Consider the following 20,180-nt stretch of genomic DNA (forward strand, 5'->3'; position numbering starts at 1 on the left):
GTATGAAAAATTGGATTTTAACAATTGGTGTTTTTTTCTTCGCATTAAGTACAATGCAATCTCAAAGCGTTATCGGAAAATGGAAAACTATTGACGACGAAACTGGTGAGGCAAAATCTGTAGTAGAGGTTTATGAAAAATCTGGAAAAATTTATGGTAAAATAGTTGAGATTCTTCGTGCTGATCATAAAAAGGATGTTTGTACTAAATGTGACGGTGCTGAGAAAAATAAACCTATTTTAGGAATGGTTATTATGAATGGTCTTAAAAAAGATGGTTCTGAATATAATGGAGGAACTATTTTAGATCCTACAAATGGAAAAAAATACAAATGTTATATTTCGTTAGAATCTGCAGATAAATTGAAACTTCGCGGTTATGTTGGAATTTCTTTAATGGGAAGAACGCAATATTGGACACGAGTGAAAAATTAATTTTTAAAATATGCGAAAATTAGCTTCGATAATTTTATTCTTAGTCTTAGCTTCAAATAGTTTTGGACAATCTAAGAACTCGCCATTGCAAATAAGTCATCTTACGGGTGACTTTTATGTTTATAAAACATTTCATGATTATAAAGGAACAAAGATTTCTGCCAATGCTTTGTATTTGGTTACAAGTAAAGGAGTGGTCTTGTTTGATGCGCCTTGGGATAAAACACAGTTTCAGCCTTTATTGGATACGATAAAAGCAAGACATAATAAAAAGGTTATAATGCATTTTGCAACACATTCTCACGAAGATCGTGCTGGAGGATTAGATTTTTATAGAAAAAAAGGAATCAAAACCTATACAATCAAATTAACTGATGAGATTCTTAAAAAGAACAACGAAGGCAGGGCAGAATTTATAATTCCGAATGACACGACATTTACAGTCGGTCAGCATACTTTTGAGGTTTATTATCCTGGAAAAGGTCATGCTTCTGATAATGTTGTGGTATGGTTTAATAAAGAGAGAGTACTTTACGGAGGATGTTTTGTAAAAAGTATATCCGCTGTTGATTTAGGTTATTTAGGAGATGCGGACGTAAAAGAATGGCAGAAATCGATGAATAAAGTGCAAACAAAATTCAAAAAGCCAGTTTATGTTATTCCTGGTCACGACAATGGAACTAACGCAGAATCTCTAAATCATACTTTGAAATTGATTAATGATTATTTAGCCAAACCTTCAGGGAAATAATAAGTTTCCGAATCCTATAAAATTAGTACATGTTTTTTATCGAAGTTGTTTTACCGCTTTCTTTAGCTAAAACTTTTACATATCGTGTTTCTGAATCTGAATATCATTTTATAAAAAAGGGTATGCGGGTAGCAGTGCCATTTGGTAAAAGTAAAATTTATACAGCGCTGGTGATTGATATACACGAAAATGCACCGACATTATATGAGGCTAAAGAAATTCATCAGATTTTAGATGAAAAACCTATTGCGACCGAAACGCAGATTAAACATTGGCTTTGGGTTGCCAATTATTATATGTGCGGCATTGGCGATGTTTATCGTGGTGCTTTCCCAACGGGATTATTATTAGAAAGTGAGACTATTGTTTCGCATAAACCAGAAGTTGTTGTAAATGATTCAGAACTTTCAGATGATGAGTTTTTAGTTTATGAAGCGCTGCAGCATCAAAGTTCGCTTAAAGTTCAGGAGATTGTTTCGATTTTAAATAAGAAAAATATTCTGCCAATTCTTCAAAAATTAATTGCAAAGGATATTATTGTTTTAGAAGAAGAAATAAAAGAGAGTTACAAGCCGAAGCTGATTCGTTATGTGAAATTACATTCGCAATACGAATCTGATAATGGTTTAGGAGAACTGCTCGAGGTTTTAAAAAGTGCTAATAAGCAAAAAGAAATTGTATTGGCTTATTTTCAGATAAGCGCTTCAGAAAAGAAACCGATTACGGTAAAGAAATTGATTGAAGTTTCAAATTCTACTTCGGCTGTTGTAAAAGCTTTAATAGAGAAAGAAATTTTCGAGGAGTATTATTTACAGCACGATCGTGTTTCATTTAATGGAGAAAAATCAGAGAAAGAACTTCAGTTAAGCGAAGCTCAGGAAAATGCTTTTACAGCAATTAAAAATAGTTTCTTAGAAAGAGAAGTTTGTCTTCTGCATGGTGTTACCTCAAGTGGAAAGACGGAGATTTACATTAAGCTGATTGAAGAATATTTAGAAACGGGTAAACAAATTTTGTACTTGCTGCCAGAAATTGCACTTACAACACAATTAGTTTCTCGATTACGACTTCATTTTGGTGATAAAGTAGCTGTTTTTCATTCTAAATACAGTAATAATGAGCGAGTTGAGGTTTGGAAACAAACACTAGAAGACTCTGAAAAAGCACAGATTGTAATAGGAGCGAGGTCTGCCTTGTTTTTGCCCTTTAATAGTTTGGGTTTGCTTATTGTTGATGAAGAACATGAGCAGACTTTTAAGCAAACTGATCCTGCACCAAGATATCATGCCCGAGACTCGGCAATTGTTTTGGCAAACTTTCATAATGCCAAAGTATTGTTAGGATCTGCGACTCCAAGTATAGAGACGTACTTTAATACTCAAGCGAATAAATATGGTTTGGTCACTTTAACCGAACGTTACAAAAATGTTCGAATGCCTGAAGTGGTTTTGGTTGATTTAAAAGACAAACATTTCAGAAAAAGAATGACGGGGCATTTTAGTGATCTTTTAATTGAAGAAATTGCCGAAGCTTTGTCTTTAGGTGAACAGGTAATTTTGTTTCAAAACAGAAGAGGTTATTCTCCTATAATAGAATGTATGACTTGTGGTCATGTACCGCATTGCCAGCAATGCGATGTAAGTTTGACATTTCATAAATTTAAAAATCAATTGCGTTGTCATTATTGTGGTTATTCAATTGCAAAGCCAACACATTGTCATAGCTGTTCGAGTATAGATTTGACAACTAAAGGTTTTGGGACGGAACAAATTGAACAGGAATTGATTTCTCTTTTTCCAAAAGCTAAAACAGCCAGAATGGATCAGGATACAACGCGAGGTAAATTTGGTTTCGAAAAAATTATCGATACTTTCAAAAATAGAGAAGTAGATATTTTGGTTGGAACACAAATGCTGGCTAAAGGTCTTGATTTTGATAATGTGAGTTTGGTTGGAATTATGAATGCTGATAATATGCTGCATCATCCAGATTTTAGAGCTTTTGAACGCAGTTTTCAAATGATGACGCAGGTTGCAGGAAGGGCAGGGAGATCTGAAAAACAGGGCAAAGTGGTGATTCAAACGTACAATCCAAATCATAACACAATTCAACAAGTTACAAACCATAATTATATGGGTATGTATAAGGAGCAATTGTATGATAGGATGATTTATAAATATCCGCCTTATTTCAGGATTATTAAACTTACTTTAAAACATCGTGAGTTTGAAAAGCTAAAAGAGGGTTCTATGTGGTTGTATCAGGTTTTGAGTCAAAACTTAAAAATGCCGGTTCTCGGGCCTGAAGAACCTGCAATAAATAGAATCCGAAACGAGTATATTCGAACTATTTTGATTAAAATTCCACAAGAAATTCCATTAGGGAGTACAAAAAAAACTATCCAAAAAATATTGAATAGTTTTGAGGCTGTTGCTCAGTACAGAGCTGTAAAGGTTGTTGTTAATGTCGATTTTTATTAAAAATTACGACGTTGACAATGCTTTTACTAAGTCTTCTTTTTTGTTGCGGCTAAGCGGAATTTTAGTAATCCCGATTTCGGCAAATTTGCTATTAAAACGTTCTACTTTATCTATATTAATTATGTATGATTTGTGTACACGAATAAATTTATCTTTTGATAAGTCATTTTCAAAGGATTTCATAGTTGAAAGTACCAAATTACTGTCGTCCTCAGTAACCACTCTTACATAGTCTCCAAAAGCTTCAATCCATTTGATTTTTGCTGTGAAGATTTTAAGTTTCTTAAGGTTGCTTTTGATAAAGATATGTTCGCCTTCCTCTTCTTTAACTTCTTTTTTAAGCAAATGCATATCTATAGCTCTTTTTACAGAAGCATTAAAACGGTCAACGGCAATAGGTTTTTGCAAATAATCGGTTGCATCATAATCAAAAGCTTTTAAAGCGTATTCGGCTTTAGAAGTAATGAATATAATCTGCGGTTTAGACTTTAGTCCATCAAGGAAGTCAAAGCCGTTTATAACAGGCATTTCTATATCAAGAAATATTAGGTCGATATTATTTAAAGAGATACAACTCTTCGCTTCAATTGCATTAGAAAAATCACCGATTAAATGCAAACCTGGGTGATTATTGACTAATTTTGCAATAATTGTCCTTTGTATAGAACTATCATCTACAACAACACAGTTTAGTTTCATAACAATAAATTTAGAATAAATTCAGGATAGCAATAGTAAATGTATTATTTTTTTGTAAAAAAAACTAAAGTTAAGCTCTGTTTTTTACATTACAACGAATAAAAGTAAAAAAGTGTTGTATATTTAAAAATTATGGTTACTTTTGCACCCAATTTTAACAAATAAATATTGTATTTATGAATCATTATGAAACTGTTTTCATTTTAAATCCCGTTTTATCTGAGGTTCAGGTGAAGGAAACAGTAACGAAATTTGAAGAATTTCTTACTAGTAGAGGAGCTGAAATGGTATCGAAAGAGGATTGGGGTCTGAAAAAAATGGCTTACGAAATCCAAAACAAAAAAAGTGGTTTTTACCATTTATTCGAATTCAAAGTAGCTGGAGAAGTTCTAATTGCTTTTGAAACTGAATTCAGACGTGACGAAAGAGTTATGCGTTTCTTAACTGTAAGTTTAGACAAACATGCTATTTCATGGGCGGAAAGAAGAAGAGCAAAATTAAAATCTACTAAAGCGTAATTATTATGTCTACAATCGAACAATCTGCAAAAGGAAAAAAAGACGGAGATATCAGATATTTAACGCCTTTAAACATTGAAACTAACAAAACTAAAAAGTATTGTCGTTTCAAAAAATCAGGAATCAAATACATCGATTATAAAGATGCTGATTTCTTATTGAAATTCGTAAATGAGCAAGGAAAAATTCTTCCTCGTCGTTTAACTGGAACTTCATTAAAATACCAAAGAAAAGTTTCTGTAGCTGTAAAAAGAGCTCGTCACTTAGCTTTAATGCCATACGTGGCCGATTTATTAAAATAGTATAAAAAAAATCTAGTCGCTGGTTTCTGTTAGATCAGAACCTAACTTCTAAAAATAAGGACAACAACATGGAAATTATTTTAAAACAAGACGTACAAAACTTAGGATTTAAAGATGATGTAGTATCTGTAAAACCTGGTTACGGTCGTAACTTTTTAATTCCTCAAGGTTTTGCTACATTGGCAACTCCTTCTGCTAAAAAAGTTTTAGCTGAAAACCTAAAACAAAGAGCACATAAAGAAGCTAAAGTTGTTGCTGATGCTAAAGCATTAGCTGAAACTTTAAAAGCTCTTGAAATTAAACTTACAGCAAAAGCTGGTGGAGAGAAACTTTTTGGTTCTATCACGAATATTGATATCGCTGAGGCTTTAGAGAAATCTGGAAATGCTATCGATAGAAAATTCATCACTAGTGGTATCGTTAAACGTACAGGAAAATACAATGCTTCAGTTCGTCTACACAGAGATGTAATCGTTGAATTAGCTTATGAAATTGTTGCTGAAAAGTAATAGTTTTAAAAACTATATAAAAATCCCGATGAAAATCGGGATTTTTTTGTTTAATGAAATAAATTAATATTAATTAGACTTATGGTTGGTAGCTTATAGCGTATTGCTTAAGCTTACAACGTAAAGCATAAAGCCTAACATAAAATGAAATACGCAAGATTAACAAAGGAACAATTTGATGAACTACATGCTGAATTTGCCAGCTTTTTGGCTACTCAGGCAATTGATAAAGCGGAATGGGATTCTCTTAAAGAAAACAAGCCGGAAGTTGCTGAGCAGGAATTAGATGTTTTCTCAGATTTAATTTGGGAAGGGGTATTGTCAAGAGCTGAATATTTAGAACATTTCTCGAGAAATCATATTTTCTTGTTTCAGTGTTTTGAAACTCATGTACAATCAATTGTTTTGAAATCACTAGTTGAAGAAACTGATTTTTTAACCACAGAAGGTTTACAATGGCTGTCTGATAATATGTTTACTGAAAACATTGAAATGAAGGTTGGAAAGAAGGTATTTACTGAAGATAGAAACGCATCTATATTTGAGTTGATTCAACAAGGTGCTTTTTTAAGTGATGGACAATTATTTTCTCAGATTAATTCGATAATTGAATCTTAGTTATTTTAAATAAAAGACTGTAAAAGGTAAATAATTGTGTATTGCAATTGTTTACCTTTTTTTTATTTTTTTAACTTTTGTTTAAAGTTTGTTTCTTTTTTAACCCCGTATTTCTACGTGTTTTTTCTTAATACTGCAAGAAATTGTTTTTTTACGACTAAAATGTAGGATTTGTCTCTTGTTTAGTCAGTTATGATGTTATTTTGATTTGTTTTTTGTTTTTTAATGTAGTAAATGTACTACATTAATAAAATTAATGAAAAAATAGTAAAGAATTTTGGTTGGTTTATGACGATAAAAGATGTAGTTCAACTATAGGTTTTTCTCAGTTTTTGATGTTCTTTACATTTTATATATTAAAAAAATTAATATAGCCCAAAGCTACTTATAAAGAGTAGTTTACAAGAATGGAAAACACTAAAGGTAACGATTTAGTAATGGTGCTCATTGCATTCATTTACTCTTGTTTTTCCTTGTAACAATAAAACAAAAATACAAAAAATAGGTCAAGGGATTCTATCTTTTTATACTATTTTTATCTTCCTCATTCAATTTTTTAGGTTCTGTCGGACCAAATAAAAACCCCCAAGTTCCACCCAACTTGGGGGTTTTATTCATCTGTAATTGTAAATTTTGTGATTTAACTGGGGAATTCTTATTGAAACTTTGGTAATCCTCACAAAATTATAAGCTATGAAATACTCTCTACAAAACATCATTTTAGAGATACACAACAAGGAGGATAAGATTTCATCACAAAGCAAAAGACTGATTGATGAAGCTTATGAAATGACCTTGTATCTCCAAGACTTGTTATTTTCAGTTAAGAAAGATGTAATCGACGAGGGCTTTAAAAATGATGCTGATGAAATACATTTCTTCCGCACCGTAAAACCTCAAATCCTTGGTAAATTAATTTACTACAACAAACTTTATCGTATTGAGACTTCTTGTCCTGTCGATACTGGTAAAATGTATTACAACTATTTCACAATGCAGTTAACAAATCTGAAACGAGAATACAGTGAGCATGTTTGTAATTCGGATTTTTACCGATATTACCGTTCTGGACGAACGGATCGTGATCAGACCTATTTTAAAAGAGGAAATATAAATTATCATGATGGGCTTAACAGCATTGTGTTTGAAATTGATCCATCATTCTCCACCTTCTTCGATTACAAGCTCGCAAGAATTATTTCCAACGAATTACTCTATACTTTCCTGCTTACGAAAATCAACCCCGATGAAAATCCAGATACGATTTTACAACAATCTGAATCAACAAAAGATATCTTTTGGACAGACAGCAAGAATGCAATTATCGAATTAGTTTATGCCCTTTATGCTTCGGGAGCTATTTCCCATGGTAAAATTGGTATCCGAAAAATAAGCCTGATATTTCAAATACTTTTTCGTATTCCTCTCGGCGATTTGCATCATGCGTTTCACCGGATGAAAACCCGTTCAGGATCAAGAACTGCATTTTTAGACCAACTCAAATCATCACTTGAAGAATATATGGATAAAGAGCTTTAGCTATATCATATATTAGATTGAAAGCAGTACACAAAAATGTATTGCTTTTTCTTTGCCCATATCTACCAATTGGCGAATATCATCCAAAATCCTTTACAAACTTTCAAGAAGCCCTGAATACCTCATTGAACAAGGGTTTATCCGGATTACAAAAAACTACCAAACCAATTGGCAAGGCTTGGCGGAGAAACTCTGCCATCCTTACCAATTTTGCATAGTGAATATTAAAAAGCTATGCAATGAAAATTATAACCATTGAAGAGGAAGCGTGGGAACAGCTAAACAGCCGTATCAATGCTATTGCTGACTATCTGAAAAGATTGGAAAACACCAGCTATGATGACCTGTGGCTCAATAACCACGAGGTATGCCAGTACCTACATATCAGTGAGAAAACCTTATGGCGTATGCGTACCAGAGGCGAGATTGCTTATTCAAAAATCTACGGACAATATTTCTACACCATTGGAACGATCAAGGATATGCTCAATGCGAATGCCGTACAGAGCAGTGACGAGTATGTGGAAGAACTTATGGCAAAAGGTAAAAGTTATATCGAAAAAGGTAGAAAATTAACATCAGGCAAACTATAAAATGTATCCCTATGAATATTGACCGAATGGAATTTTTGGCGTGGATGGAACGCATAATTGACCGCCTTGATATGCTTAGCGACCATATTGATGATTCACAAAAGAAACGCAACAACATTGACGGCGAGGAATTGTTGGATAATCAGGATTTACTTCAGATGCTAAAAATCAGTAACCGTTCCTTACAACGGTATCGCTCTATCGGGAAGTTACCCTATTATACAATAAGCGGAAAGCTATATTATAAACTATCCGATGTACATCAATTCATAAGGGAAAGTTTTAACCCTCCTGCAAAAAAAATGAACGCCAATAAGTGACAAACACTGCCTTTGAATACCAATTAATACAATGTAGTGACCGCTTGTTTTACTTTAGGCATCGAACTTTAAAATTTTCAAATTATGAGCGAAGAAACTGCAAACAAACAGGAATCTCCAGAACAACTATCCGAGATATTACTGGTATTGGATAAAGAGAAGATGAAAATCCAAGCCGTAAAAAGTATTGACGAAAACGGAAAAATGGAAACCGTTGACCCCGCCAAGAAAAACCAAAACCAGTTTATGCGTGTGGATAAACACGGTGACTTCATTTCCAATTTTTTTTCCAATTTTTTCAGTCAGTTGAAAAACCCTACCAATTTCTCCTTTTTCAAAGTACCTGCTGATGAAGCCGTAAATAAAGCAAAAGAAATGCAAAAACAAGTGGATAATCCAACTCCAGAGGGTGAAAAAGTGATGAAGGAACATGAAGTAAAAGCAGAACCACAACAGGATAAAAAACCAGAAAATAAAAACGATATGGAAACAACACAAACAGCACCGGAAACAAGTGAATATCGCTTCAAATCGGAACAGATTGATTGGGAAACCATGAATAATCTTGGACTAAGTAAAGAAAAACTTGAAAAAATGAACCTGCTTGATCCATTATTAAGAGGTTTCAAAACCAATGAATTGGTACCCGTAAGTCTTAATCTTGGCACTGCGGTTACTCGTATGGATGCCCGACTTTCACTACAACAAAATGATCAGGGAGCAGTTGTGGTTGCTATTCACGGTATTCGTAAGGAACCCAACCTGAACTTTGAATTTTTTGGACATAAGTTTACCAAAGAAGACAAAGACAATTTACTTCAATCGGGCAATATGGGACGAGTAGTTAATTTAACCAATCCCAAAACAGGCGAAACCATTTCCTCCATTATCAGTGTGGACCGATTGACCAATGAGCTGGTTGCCCTGCGTACAGACAAAATAAAAATTCCTGACGAAATCAAAGGGATAAAATTGGATGATGCGCAAAAGCAAACCTTAATGGAAGGCAAACCACTTCAATTAGATGGAATGATTTCTAAAAAGGGAACTGAATTTTCGGCAACGGTACAGTTCAATGCAGACAAACGATATGTAGAATTTCTGTTTGACAGAAGCAACACGAATAAACAAACGCAAAGCAACGGACAGAACAATCAACAAACTAATCAACAGAATCAATCGCAGGAAGCTCCGAAAACCTTTAGAGGCAAAGAATTGGATAATGAACAACATCAAAAATTCAAAGACGGACAGACGGTTTATGTAAGCGGATTGGTAGATAAAAAAGGTAAGGAATATAATGGTTACATCACTTTTAATAAAGAAACGAACAAAATAGATTTCTCTTTCCAAAATCCGAATAAGCTAAAAGAGCAGGCGAAACCTACCGAAGCCTATAAAACACAGACTGCGGTTAATTCGGAGGGTAAAACCAATGAAGCGACCAAGAATATCAAAGAGCCTTTGAAATCGGGACAAAAAAATCCAGATAGCAAGAAACAACAGGAAAAACCTAAAGCACCTGCTAAATCCAAAGGCAGAAAAATGTAATCGATAAAAAAAAGAGTATGAAAGCAATTATTGCAGAAAAACCAAGTGTAGCAAGGGGAATAGCCGGACTTGTGGGAGCATCCGATAAAAAGGACGGCTACCTGACTGGTAACGGCTATTTGGTTACCTGGGCATTCGGACATTTGGTCGGATTGGGAATGCCCCAAGATTATGGCATTTCTGGATTTGAAAAAGCATCACTACCGATACTTCCAAATCCCTTTTTATTGACTGTCCGAAAAGTAAAAAAAGACAAAGGATATATAGCCGATACAGGTGCATTAAAGCAACTGAAAGTGATTGAACAGATCTTTAATCGTTGTAATAGTATTATCGTAGCTACCGATGCGGGACGTGAAGGTGAACTGATATTCCGCTACATCTATGAATACCTTAAATGCAACAAACCCTTTGAACGTCTTTGGATCAGTTCGCTTACCGAAAAAGCCATCAAACAGGGTTTTGAAAATCTAAAGTCTGGAAGCGATTTTGATGGATTATATCAGTCAGCACAAGGCAGAAGCCGTGCTGACTGGTTGGTAGGCATTAATGCATCGCAAGCATTAAGCATTGTCGCAGGCAATGGTATTTATTCACTTGGAAGAGTGCAAACACCTACGCTGGCTTTAATTTGTAAACGTTATTTGGAAAACAAAAAATTCACGGTACAGAAATATTGGCAAATACAGTTATTGCATAATAAGGAATTCATTGACTTTAAAAGCCTTTCTCTAAAAAAATGGGAAGATAAAAAACTGGCAGAGGACACATTAACGTCTATCCAAAGAAATGGAAATGTCGCTAAGGTTACCTCCGTAGAAAGTAAAAACGTTACGGAACAAGCACCTTTATTGTTTGATCTAACAGGTCTTCAAAAAGAGGCCAATAAAAAACTGAATCTTTCAGCCGATGACACCCTCAACATTGCCCAAAGCCTATACGAAAAGAAATTTATCACTTACCCACGTACCGGAAGCAAATATATCCCCGAAGATGTATGGGCTGAAATCCCAAATTTGGTAAGAGCTTTGCAAGACAGAGATTCCTGCAAACAAGCCGTAACCAAGGTAAAATGGGGACGGTTCAACAAACGTATTGTAAACGATCTTCGGGTAACCGATCATCACGGATTATTAATTACGGATAGAATTCCCTCCGCTTTAAACGCGAAGGAAACTGCTATTTATGATATGATTGCTTTTCGGTTGCTCGAAGCCATTTCTGGAGCTTGTACTAAAGAAATAACCGATATTACATTAGAAGCATTGCATTATGATTTTGCATTGAAAGGTTGTAAAATATTGGAACCTGGCTGGCGTAGTATTAAGGGATATTTTTCAGATGAGGATACCGAACCGGTGCAGGATCTACCCGAACTAAAAAAAGGTGATGAAATTAAAATAAACGAAGCTACAGTTTTGGAAAAAATAACCAAAGCGCCCGTACTTTATACGGAAGCAGGACTTTTATCGGCTATGGAAAGTGCCGGAAAGCAGATTGTAAATACAGAGGAACGCAAAGCTTTACAAAATATAGGTATTGGTACTCCAGCTACAAGAGCCTCCATTATTGAAACCTTGTTTACCCGCAATTATATACAAAGAGAGAAGAGATCTTTAGTCCCAACCGAAAAAGGATTACAAGTGTATGATTTGGTCAAAGACAAGAAAATTGCAGACGTGGCAATGACCGCCGAATGGGAATTAACCTTGCGGAAAATCGAAAATAACGAAGCAGATGCAGGAACTTTTCAAAAGGAAATGGAGACGTATGCGACAACTATTACCAATGAATTGTTGCAAAGTTCCATTGCCCAAAACAACCTACCTAAATTGGTTTGCCCAAAATGCAAAAGCCAGCAACTCATTATCCGTGACAAGATTGTTAAATGTCCTGATGAAGTTTGTAGCTGGGTACAGTTCCGCAATGTGTGTGGCGTACAAATCAGCATTATTGATATTGAAAGTTTAATTACAAAAAATAATACGTCGCTTATCAAAGGAATGAAAAGCAAGGCAGGCAAACAATTCGATGCTTATATCGTGTTGAATGAAGACTACAAAACCTCTTTTGAGTTTGCTAAAAATAAAAGCTACAAAAAGTAATGGAAAATAAGCCTACTATTAGCCCGATGGAAATCAAGAACCTGATTTATACCATACGTGGCAAACAAGTGATAGTGGATAGTGACCTCGCTTCATTATATCAAGTAGAAACAAAGAACCTCAATCGGGCGGTAAAGAGAAATATTAAGCGATTTCCGTTGTCTTTTTGTTTTCAACTGACCGAAGACGAAGTTGAAAACTTGAGGTTCCAATTTGGCACCTCAAGTTTGAACTACGGCGGACGACGTTATCTACCTTACGTTTTCAGCGAAATGGGCGTAGCAATGGCTTCCACCATCCTACGTTCCGATATAGCAATTAAAATCAGTGTTGAAATTATGGAAGCGTTCGTAGAAATGAGAAAAATACTGATCAGCAATGCTTCATTATTTCACCGTTTAGACAAAGTTGAGTTAAAGCAATTGGAATCCGATCAAAAGTTTGAAGAAATCTTTAAGGCTTTAGAAAGCGATAAACTCCACAGTGATAAAGGTGTTTTTTATGATGGACAAATTTTCGATGCCTATACTTTTGTATCCGATATTATCCGGAGTGCCGAAAGCTCCATTATCCTTATTGATAATTATGTGGATGATACGGTACTGACCTTATTAGGAAAACGCAATGACAATGTAACCGCAACCATCTATACTAAAAACATCAGTAATCAGTTACGTTTAGATTTACAACGGTATAACAGCCAATATCCTCCCATTGAAATCGAAATTTTTTCAGATGCTCACGACCGATTTATGATTATTGACAGTACGGAACTTTACCATATAGGTGCATCTCTAAAAGACCTGGGTAAAAAATGGTTTGCCTTTTCGAGAATGGATATTGAGGTTGGCAGGATGCTTCAAATTTTGAGCAACAGGAATAATAAGACTCTCTGAAATTTTCAGAGGGTCTATTTTAGCCTTTTGAAGCTTCCAAAGATAATTTTCTGAACTCTTTTAAAAGTTTTTCCAATTCAAGAGAAGCTTTACGGGCTCTTGTTCTGGCGGTTTTGTTCTCTTTTCCAGATTGCAATTCCGCATCTGCTTTGAATGCCTCAAATCCTGTGCTGATTTTTTCGATTAAATCTTTCAGTCCGTTGATGGATAAAATTTATAACAAGCAAAAATAATTTTTTTCTGTTTTATAACAGCATCTATGTGCCAAATACTTCCTCCCAAAGCCAAACCCTGCCACTTTCTTTATACCGCTTTTTCTTCTTGATACTTTTAGTAGGCACAAAAAATACAAATCAAGATGAAGAAATATGACATCATTTATGCTGATCCTCCGTGGCAATATAAGGTTTGGAGTAAGAAAGGAGCCGGACGTAGTGCGGAGATCCATTATCAAACCGAAAGTGCTGAATTTCTGAAAAAAATGAATATTCAAGCATTATGCAAGCCCAACTGCACCCTTTTCATGTGGGTTGCATTCCCCTTTTTGGAACAAGCTCTGGAGTTGGGACGGGCTTGGGGCTTTACCTACAAAACCGTAGCTTTTACATGGGTAAAAACCAATATAAATAATGAAAATCCATTTATGGGGATGGGATATTACACGCGGTCAAATACCGAGATCGTTCTCTTATTCACGAAGGGCAAACCTCTCGCCCGGCTCGCAAAGAATGTTCCACAGGTACTTATATCTCCCCGTGCAAGACATTCTGAAAAACCGGATGAGATAAGAAAACGTATTGTCCGCCTATTTGGTGATGTAACCAGATTGGAACTTTTCGCAAGGCAAAACTCGGCAGAGGATAATAATACTTTTAAGGGATGGGACGTATTCGGAAATGAAGTTCATAATTCGATAGAAATTCCAAAATAGGCATCTAATACGCCAAATCCTACCTCTCAAAGCCAAACCCTGCCACATTTTTAAAGGCTCTTATCTACTACTATAATTTAGGGTTCAAGTAAAATTATAAACAAAATTATAGTATGAATACACAACAAAAAGACCTATCGTATTTCAGGTTGCGACTGCAAGAATTATTAAACAGCAGCTTTCCCGAAAAAGCTCATGATGAAAAATTCATCCATCAGCGTTCAAGCTGGGCTACCAATGCTTATGAAGGTGCTTTTCGCTCGGGAAATCCAGTTGAACAATGCGATTATATTGCCGAATATATCCTTTTTGAGAATTTACATTTTTCCAAGTTTGATACCATTTTTCAAGTAGTCTGCAATGAGTTTGATACCCAAATGGCAGATGAAGAGCTCCGTCCATTTGCCCTAAAAATATTTTCGGTTTGCGAAGCTATTTTTGAGAATTATAAACTAACTGATGATTTTGCATACGGTTACGAGTTTGACCTGCTTTATACCGAACTGACAGGAACCATCGCAATATGGATCGAGGAGAATGGGCTTCAGTAAAAAGCAACATCTCCAACAGAACATTGATGCCCTACGAATTATTTTTAAACTAGAAAAGGAGAACCGACAAGCTAGCGTAGGTGAAAGGCTACTCATGATGCGATACAGCGGATTTGGCGGTCTTAAATTCGTGTTGAACCCCATAGGAAATGAAAGAGACATCAATAATTGGAGAAAAACCGAACACGAACTTTTCCCCATTACTCAGGAACTCCACCAATTACTAAAGGAAAATTCCGAAGACGAAAAACAATACCACAGGTATGTGGATAGTATGAAAAGCTCCGTACTGACGGCTTTTTATACACCGCCACAGGTGATCGATGCCGTTTCGGCAACATTGCGAGAGAATGGTCTCATCATAGATAAATTCCTTGAACCTTCTGCTGGTATTGGCTCTTTTATACAATCCTTTTCAGAAAATAAACAAACGGTAGTTACCGCTTATGAAAAAGATCTACTAACTGGTAAAATTTTAAAACAGCTTTATCCTGAAAGTGCCATTCGCATTAGTGCTTTTGAAGAAATACCCGAAAAGGAACAAAATAGTTATGATGTGGTGGCTAGTAATATTCCTTTTGGTGATATGTCTGTATTCGACCTTTCTTATTCCCGAAGTAAAAACCCAACAAAAGAGCAAGCTGCTCGAAGCATCCATAATTATTTCTTTTTGAAAGGAACCGATATGCTTCGTGAAGGTGGTTTATTGGTTTTTATAACATCCCAAGGCGTTCTAAATAGTCAAAAAAACGAGCCTATTCGTAGAGCATTGATGCAAGACAACAACTTAGTTTCAGCCATCCGATTGCCTAACAACCTCTTTACCGATTATGCAGGAACGGAAGTTGGTAGTGATCTGATTATTTTACAAAAAAACACTGGAAAGCAAAACCTGAGCGAAATTGAAGAACTGTTTTGTCAAAGTCAAATAACGCAATACAGTACACCAAGCAATGCCTTATTTCAAGACAACACAAGAATTGTACATACTGATGTGAAATTGGATACCGATCCGTACGGAAAACCTGCATTAATCTACACACATAAAGAGGCTGTAGAAGGAATTGCCAAAGACTTGAAGCAAATGCTTTCAGAAGATTTTAGAAAACATTTGAATGTGGATTTATATAAAGGTGTGCAAAATAATGAACCTAAAATCACATCGATTACTACTAATCCGATAATTATTAAAGCGGAAACACAGCCTTTATCTGCTCCAATAATTCACAAGGATATTATAAAAGAAGAAAAACAATTAAGCATTTTTGACCTGTTTGAAAATTCAGAAGAACAAATTACAGTTGCCATTCCTAAAACCATTAGGACAAAAAAGCAATTCGTTCAACGAAAAAGAGCGGTGAACAAACAGCAACCCAATCTATTCAGTGGTTTGATGCAACAACCGTATACTCCTGTATCGAATACATCTATCACTAGCAAGACAGTAAATAATGTACATAAATCAGAAGTTATAGGCGATTTGTTTTCTACAATCAGCACAAACGATCCAATCGAAAAAACTGAAACGATTACCATTGTTGAACCGACTTTTTATAGCAAAGAAATACAATCTTTTCATCGTAACGATTGCTTGGCTGTCGATAACGGCTTGGTTGGTTATCTGAAAGATTTAGATTACGATAAACAGCAAGCGATTTTCCATCCTTTGCAATTAGCACCCTTACAAAAATCAAGGGCTGAAAGTTATATTGCTGTTCGGGATAGTTACCTCGATTTGTATCAGAAAGAAGTGGTACTTCAGATCGAACATAAGAAAGAACGTGAGCAACTAAACAGTTTATACGATGTCTTTGTCAAAAAGTACGGGAATTTCAACAGTGCAGATAATATCAAGTTCATCAAAATAGACAGTGCGGGTAAAGAAATTCCCTATTTAGAACGTGTGGTTGGTGGTGTGATACACAAAGCGGATATATTTCATCAACCGGTAAGTTTTTCAATCACAACATTGGCTACCGATAATCCCGATGAAGCCTTAGCTGCATCATTGAATAAATACGGAAACGTGGATCTGGATTATATGTCAGAAATCAGCAATATACCTACTGATACGTTGAAAGATACCTTACAGGGACGTATTTTTTACAATCCACTCCAAAAGGAATATGAAATAGTCGAACGTTGGATATCAGGTAATGTGGTTGAGAAAGCCCAAGAAGTAAAAACCTATCTGGAGAGCAATCCTGAAGATACGCAGGCTAAAGAAAGTTTGGTGGCTTTGGAAGAAGCCCGTCCAAGACCTATCGAATTTGAAGAACTAGATTTCAACCTTGGTGAACGCTGGATTCCCACAGGCATCTATGCTCGTTTTGCTTCACATCTTTTCGACACCGAAGTACGGATTCATTATGCCGAAAGCAGCGACGATTTCAATATAAAATGTGACCAAAAAAATGTGCATATATGGGATAAATATGCCGTGAAATCTGAAAGTCGAACCTTTGATGGGATTACTTTACTTAAACACGCATTGGTCAATACCACGCCTGATATCACCAAGAAAATATTCATTGATGACAAGGAAGTTAAGGTACGAGATATGGAAGCCATACAAATGGCAAATACCAAAATTGACGAAATTCGTACTGCTTTTTCCGATTGGCTACACGCTCAAAACGATGAGTTTAAAAACCGATTGACCAATCAATACAATGACACCTTTAACTGTTTTGTACGTCCAAAATATGACGGAAGTCATCAAGAATTCCCCGGATTAGACCGTAAAGCATTAGGTATTGAGGACTTGTATTCCAGTCAAAAGGATGCCGTTTGGATGATAAAACTCAATGGAGGAGCCATCTGTGACCATGAAGTAGGTGCTGGAAAAACGTTGATTATGTGTACTGCTGCTCAGGAAATGAAACGTTTGGGAATGGTACACAAACCCTTGATTATGGGTTTAAAAGCCAATGTTCATGAAATTGCAGAAACCTATCGCAAAGCCTATCCTCACGCTAAAATATTATACCCAGGTAAAGAAGACTTTACGCCACAAAAACGCCAACGAATTTTCGGAGATATAAAAAATAACGATTGGGATTGTGTCATATTGACCCATGACCAATTCGGAATGATCCCACAATCTCCCGAAATGCAAAAGGAAATTCTGCAAGCAGAACTGAACAGCGTGGAAGATAATCTTTCCGCTTTGGAAGCGCAGGGCAAGGAAATTTCAAGAGGAATGCTCAAAGGAGTCATTATCAGAAAACAAAATTTGGAAGTGAAACTCAAAACATTGGAACACGATATTGAAAACCGTAAAGACGATGTCGTAGATTTCAAAATGATGGGCATTGATCATTTGCTGGTAGATGAAAGCCATCGCTTTAAAAATCTGATGTTCAATACCCGCCATGATCGAGTTGCCGGATTGGGCAATATGCAGGGAAGCCAAAAGGCAATGAACCTGCTTTTTGCCATCCGTACTATTCAAGAACGTACCAGAAAGGATTTGGGTGCCACCTTTCTTTCGGGTACAACCATCAGCAACTCGCTGACGGAACTTTATCTTTTATTCAAATACCTTCGACCACAAGCATTGGAAAAACAGGGTATCAACTGTTTTGATGCCTGGTCAGCCATTTATGCACGAAAAACAACTGATTATGAATTTTCGGTCGCTAACAATATTGTACAAAAAGAACGTTTCCGCTACTTTATAAAAGTACCTGAACTCGCACAGTTCTATTCAGAAATCACAGATTACCGAACGGCAAAGGATATTGGTATTGACCGTCCTGAAAAAAAGGAAATATTATACAATATCCCACCAACACCACAGCAAGAAGTCTTCATTAAAAACTTAATGGAGTTTGCTAAATCGGGTAATGCTACGTTACTTGGAAGAGCACCGCTTTCTCAAAATGAAGGGAAAGCAAAGATGTTGATTGCAACGGACTATGCTCGTAAAATGTCATTGGATATGCGAATGATAAATAGTAAATATGAAGACCATCCCGATAGTAAAGCTTCTCATTGCGCATTGAAACTTGCGGAATATTACACCCGTTTCAATGCGCAAAAAGGGACGCAATTCGTTTTTTCAGATTTAGGTACTTACAAACCGAATGAATGGAATGTCTATTCAGAAATCAAGAGAAAACTCGTTCAAGACCACGGAATCCCCGCAAACGAAATTCACTTTATACAGGAAGCGAAGAATGATAAAATGCGAAAAGAGTTCATCAACGCGATGAACGAAGGAAAGATCCGGGTACTGTTTGGCTCTACCGATATGTTGGGCACAGGTGTAAATGCACAAAAAAGAGCCGTTGCCGTTCATCATTTGGATACTCCATGGCGACCAAGCGATCTTGCTCAACGGGACGGACGGGCAGTCCGAAAAGGCAATGATATAGCAAAGAATTTTGCAAATAACAACGTAGATGTCATCATTTATGCCGTGGAAAAATCATTGGACAGTTATAAATTCAATTTACTCTATAATAAACAGCTTTTTATAGATCAGCTAAAATCCAACCATCTAGGCAAGCGTACCATTGATGAAGGCAGTATGGATGAAAAATCAGGAATGAACTTTTCGGAATATGTGGCTATCCTGTCAGGTAATACCGACCTATTAGACAAAGCGAAATTGGAAAAACAGATTGCAGGATTGGAAAGTGAAAAGCAGGCTTTCAATCGCTCGAAATTTAGTTCGAAACATAAATTGGAAGATAATTCCGCTATGCTTAATGGTGCGCAATCCCGTTTGGAACGCATGAATACTGATTGGCGAAATTTACAACAACGCATACAGAAAAATTCGGACGATACTATTGCAAATCCTGTTTTATTGGATGGTTTGTTGCCCAATGCGGATATGAAACAGATTGGTGCCAAACTCAACCAGATTGCAGACAAATCCCGCACAGGAGGTCAGTATGAAGAAATAGGTACTTTATATGGATTTACGTTGTTGGTTAAAACCGAAATGTCCGAAAAAGAGGGCGTGGATATAAGAGTAAATCGCTTTTTGGTGCAGGGCGAAGGCAATATCAAATACACTTATAATAATGGTATCATTGCCAGCGATGCAAAATTGGCATCTATGAACTTTCTCAATGCATTGGAAAAACTCCCTGGTTATATCGAGCAGGAACAAAAGAAAATTACGGAACTGAAAAAAGATTTACCGATACTTCAGGAAGTCGTCAACGGTACATGGACAAAGGAAAACAGGTTGAGTGAACTAAAAACCGAACTGGCGGGCATTGAGCGGAAAATCCAATTATCTATTGCTCCCGAGCCTAAAGAAGATCCACCGAAACAGGTCGAAAAACAGACACAAACTCCCAATACTTCTGAGAGTATTGTAGGGACAAAAGGTGTTTATTTGCCACGATGTGTACTGTAATGAATG

18 protein-coding genes are annotated in these 20,180 nt (G+C 36.0%); 16 read left to right on the plus strand and 2 right to left on the minus strand.

Annotated features, from left to right (window positions below; all coding sequences use genetic code 11):
- Nucleotides 1-2: 2 nt before the first annotated feature.
- From ACHRVL_RS09080 to priA, 3 genes are read left to right on the plus strand one after another with little or no spacing between them, the layout of a single operon-like run.
- A complete protein-coding gene (locus tag ACHRVL_RS09080) occupies nt 3-434 on the plus strand; it encodes a DUF2147 domain-containing protein (RefSeq protein WP_089052252.1) in 432 nt (143 codons plus the stop codon).
- A 10-nt stretch (nt 435-444) separates the two neighbouring features.
- Complete coding sequence (bla-B1-FLAV, locus tag ACHRVL_RS09085) at nt 445-1,185, plus strand: subclass B1 metallo-beta-lactamase (protein WP_395412019.1); 741 nt, start codon at nt 445-447, stop codon at nt 1,183-1,185.
- Between the two features lie 29 nt (nt 1,186-1,214).
- A complete protein-coding gene (gene priA / locus ACHRVL_RS09090) occupies nt 1,215-3,665 on the plus strand; it encodes a primosomal protein N' (protein WP_395412021.1) in 2,451 nt (816 codons plus the stop codon).
- Nucleotides 3,666-3,668: 3 nt separating this feature from the next.
- Here priA and ACHRVL_RS09095 read toward each other — a convergent pair whose 3' ends face one another.
- Nucleotides 3,669-4,364, minus strand: a complete 696-nt coding sequence (locus tag ACHRVL_RS09095; protein ID WP_071637338.1) for a LytTR family DNA-binding domain-containing protein — start codon at nt 4,362-4,364, stop codon at nt 3,669-3,671.
- Between the two features lie 176 nt (nt 4,365-4,540).
- On the opposite strand from ACHRVL_RS09095, the gene rpsF reads away from it, so the two are divergent.
- The 10 genes from rpsF (at nt 4,541) to ACHRVL_RS09145 (ending at nt 13,315) form a co-directional block, all read left to right on the plus strand.
- Entirely contained in the window at nt 4,541-4,882 is a 342-nt protein-coding gene (gene rpsF, locus ACHRVL_RS09100) for a 30S ribosomal protein S6 (protein WP_007810575.1), read from the plus strand.
- Nucleotides 4,883-4,887: 5 nt separating this feature from the next.
- Nucleotides 4,888-5,184 carry a 30S ribosomal protein S18 gene (gene rpsR, locus ACHRVL_RS09105; RefSeq protein ID WP_002987043.1) on the plus strand — a complete coding sequence of 99 codons (297 nt, stop codon included), beginning with the start codon at nt 4,888-4,890 and terminating at the stop codon, nt 5,182-5,184.
- A gap of 68 nt (nt 5,185-5,252) precedes the next feature.
- The gene (rplI, locus tag ACHRVL_RS09110) at nt 5,253-5,693 is read left to right on the plus strand and encodes a 50S ribosomal protein L9 (protein WP_089052249.1); all 441 of its coding nucleotides are present in this window, start codon (nt 5,253-5,255) and stop codon (nt 5,691-5,693) included.
- Nucleotides 5,694-5,837: 144 nt separating this feature from the next.
- The gene (locus ACHRVL_RS09115; RefSeq protein ID WP_395412022.1) at nt 5,838-6,311 is read left to right on the plus strand and encodes a DUF6495 family protein; all 474 of its coding nucleotides are present in this window, start codon (nt 5,838-5,840) and stop codon (nt 6,309-6,311) included.
- Nucleotides 6,312-7,004: 693 nt separating this feature from the next.
- Nucleotides 7,005-7,850: an RteC domain-containing protein gene (locus tag ACHRVL_RS09120; protein ID WP_395412024.1), complete on the plus strand. Its 846-nt coding sequence runs from the start codon at nt 7,005-7,007 to the stop codon at nt 7,848-7,850.
- A gap of 239 nt (nt 7,851-8,089) precedes the next feature.
- On the plus strand, nt 8,090-8,443 hold the full coding sequence (locus ACHRVL_RS09125) for a helix-turn-helix domain-containing protein (protein ID WP_395412026.1): 354 nt from the start codon (nt 8,090-8,092) through the stop codon (nt 8,441-8,443).
- Between the two features lie 11 nt (nt 8,444-8,454).
- Complete coding sequence (locus ACHRVL_RS09130; protein ID WP_395412027.1) at nt 8,455-8,763, plus strand: helix-turn-helix domain-containing protein; 309 nt, start codon at nt 8,455-8,457, stop codon at nt 8,761-8,763.
- 84 nt (nt 8,764-8,847) lie between these two features.
- Nucleotides 8,848-10,314 (plus strand): DUF3945 domain-containing protein, encoded by a 1,467-nt coding sequence (locus ACHRVL_RS09135; RefSeq protein WP_395412029.1) that lies wholly within the window; start codon nt 8,848-8,850, stop codon nt 10,312-10,314.
- Nucleotides 10,315-10,331: 17 nt separating this feature from the next.
- On the plus strand, nt 10,332-12,419 hold the full coding sequence (locus ACHRVL_RS09140; protein ID WP_395412031.1) for a DNA topoisomerase: 2,088 nt from the start codon (nt 10,332-10,334) through the stop codon (nt 12,417-12,419).
- The gene (locus tag ACHRVL_RS09145) at nt 12,419-13,315 is read left to right on the plus strand and encodes an ORF6N domain-containing protein (protein ID WP_395412033.1); all 897 of its coding nucleotides are present in this window, start codon (nt 12,419-12,421) and stop codon (nt 13,313-13,315) included. Before ACHRVL_RS09140 ends, ACHRVL_RS09145 begins: the two co-directional genes overlap by 1 nt.
- A 19-nt stretch (nt 13,316-13,334) precedes the next feature.
- Here ACHRVL_RS09145 and ACHRVL_RS09150 read toward each other — a convergent pair whose 3' ends face one another.
- The gene (locus ACHRVL_RS09150; RefSeq protein ID WP_395412182.1) at nt 13,335-13,529 is read right to left on the minus strand and encodes a histone H1; all 195 of its coding nucleotides are present in this window, start codon (nt 13,527-13,529) and stop codon (nt 13,335-13,337) included.
- A gap of 144 nt (nt 13,530-13,673) precedes the next feature.
- Between ACHRVL_RS09150 and ACHRVL_RS09155 the strand changes: the two genes are divergently transcribed.
- The 3 genes from ACHRVL_RS09155 to ACHRVL_RS09165 all read left to right on the plus strand — a co-directional run bounded on the left by ACHRVL_RS09155 (nt 13,674) and on the right by ACHRVL_RS09165 (nt 20,174).
- Complete coding sequence (locus ACHRVL_RS09155) at nt 13,674-14,246, plus strand: MT-A70 family methyltransferase (RefSeq protein WP_395412035.1); 573 nt, start codon at nt 13,674-13,676, stop codon at nt 14,244-14,246.
- A gap of 113 nt (nt 14,247-14,359) precedes the next feature.
- On the plus strand, nt 14,360-14,797 hold the full coding sequence (locus ACHRVL_RS09160; RefSeq protein ID WP_395412037.1) for a DUF1896 domain-containing protein: 438 nt from the start codon (nt 14,360-14,362) through the stop codon (nt 14,795-14,797).
- Nucleotides 14,784-20,174 carry an N-6 DNA methylase gene (locus ACHRVL_RS09165; RefSeq protein WP_395412038.1) on the plus strand — a complete coding sequence of 1,797 codons (5,391 nt, stop codon included), beginning with the start codon at nt 14,784-14,786 and terminating at the stop codon, nt 20,172-20,174. The genes ACHRVL_RS09160 and ACHRVL_RS09165 overlap by 14 nt, the downstream gene beginning before the upstream one ends.
- The last annotated feature ends 6 nt before the right edge of the window (nt 20,175-20,180 follow it).

The organism is Flavobacterium sp. FlaQc-28 (genome assembly GCF_044007415.1).
Taxonomy (GTDB): domain Bacteria; phylum Bacteroidota; class Bacteroidia; order Flavobacteriales; family Flavobacteriaceae; genus Flavobacterium.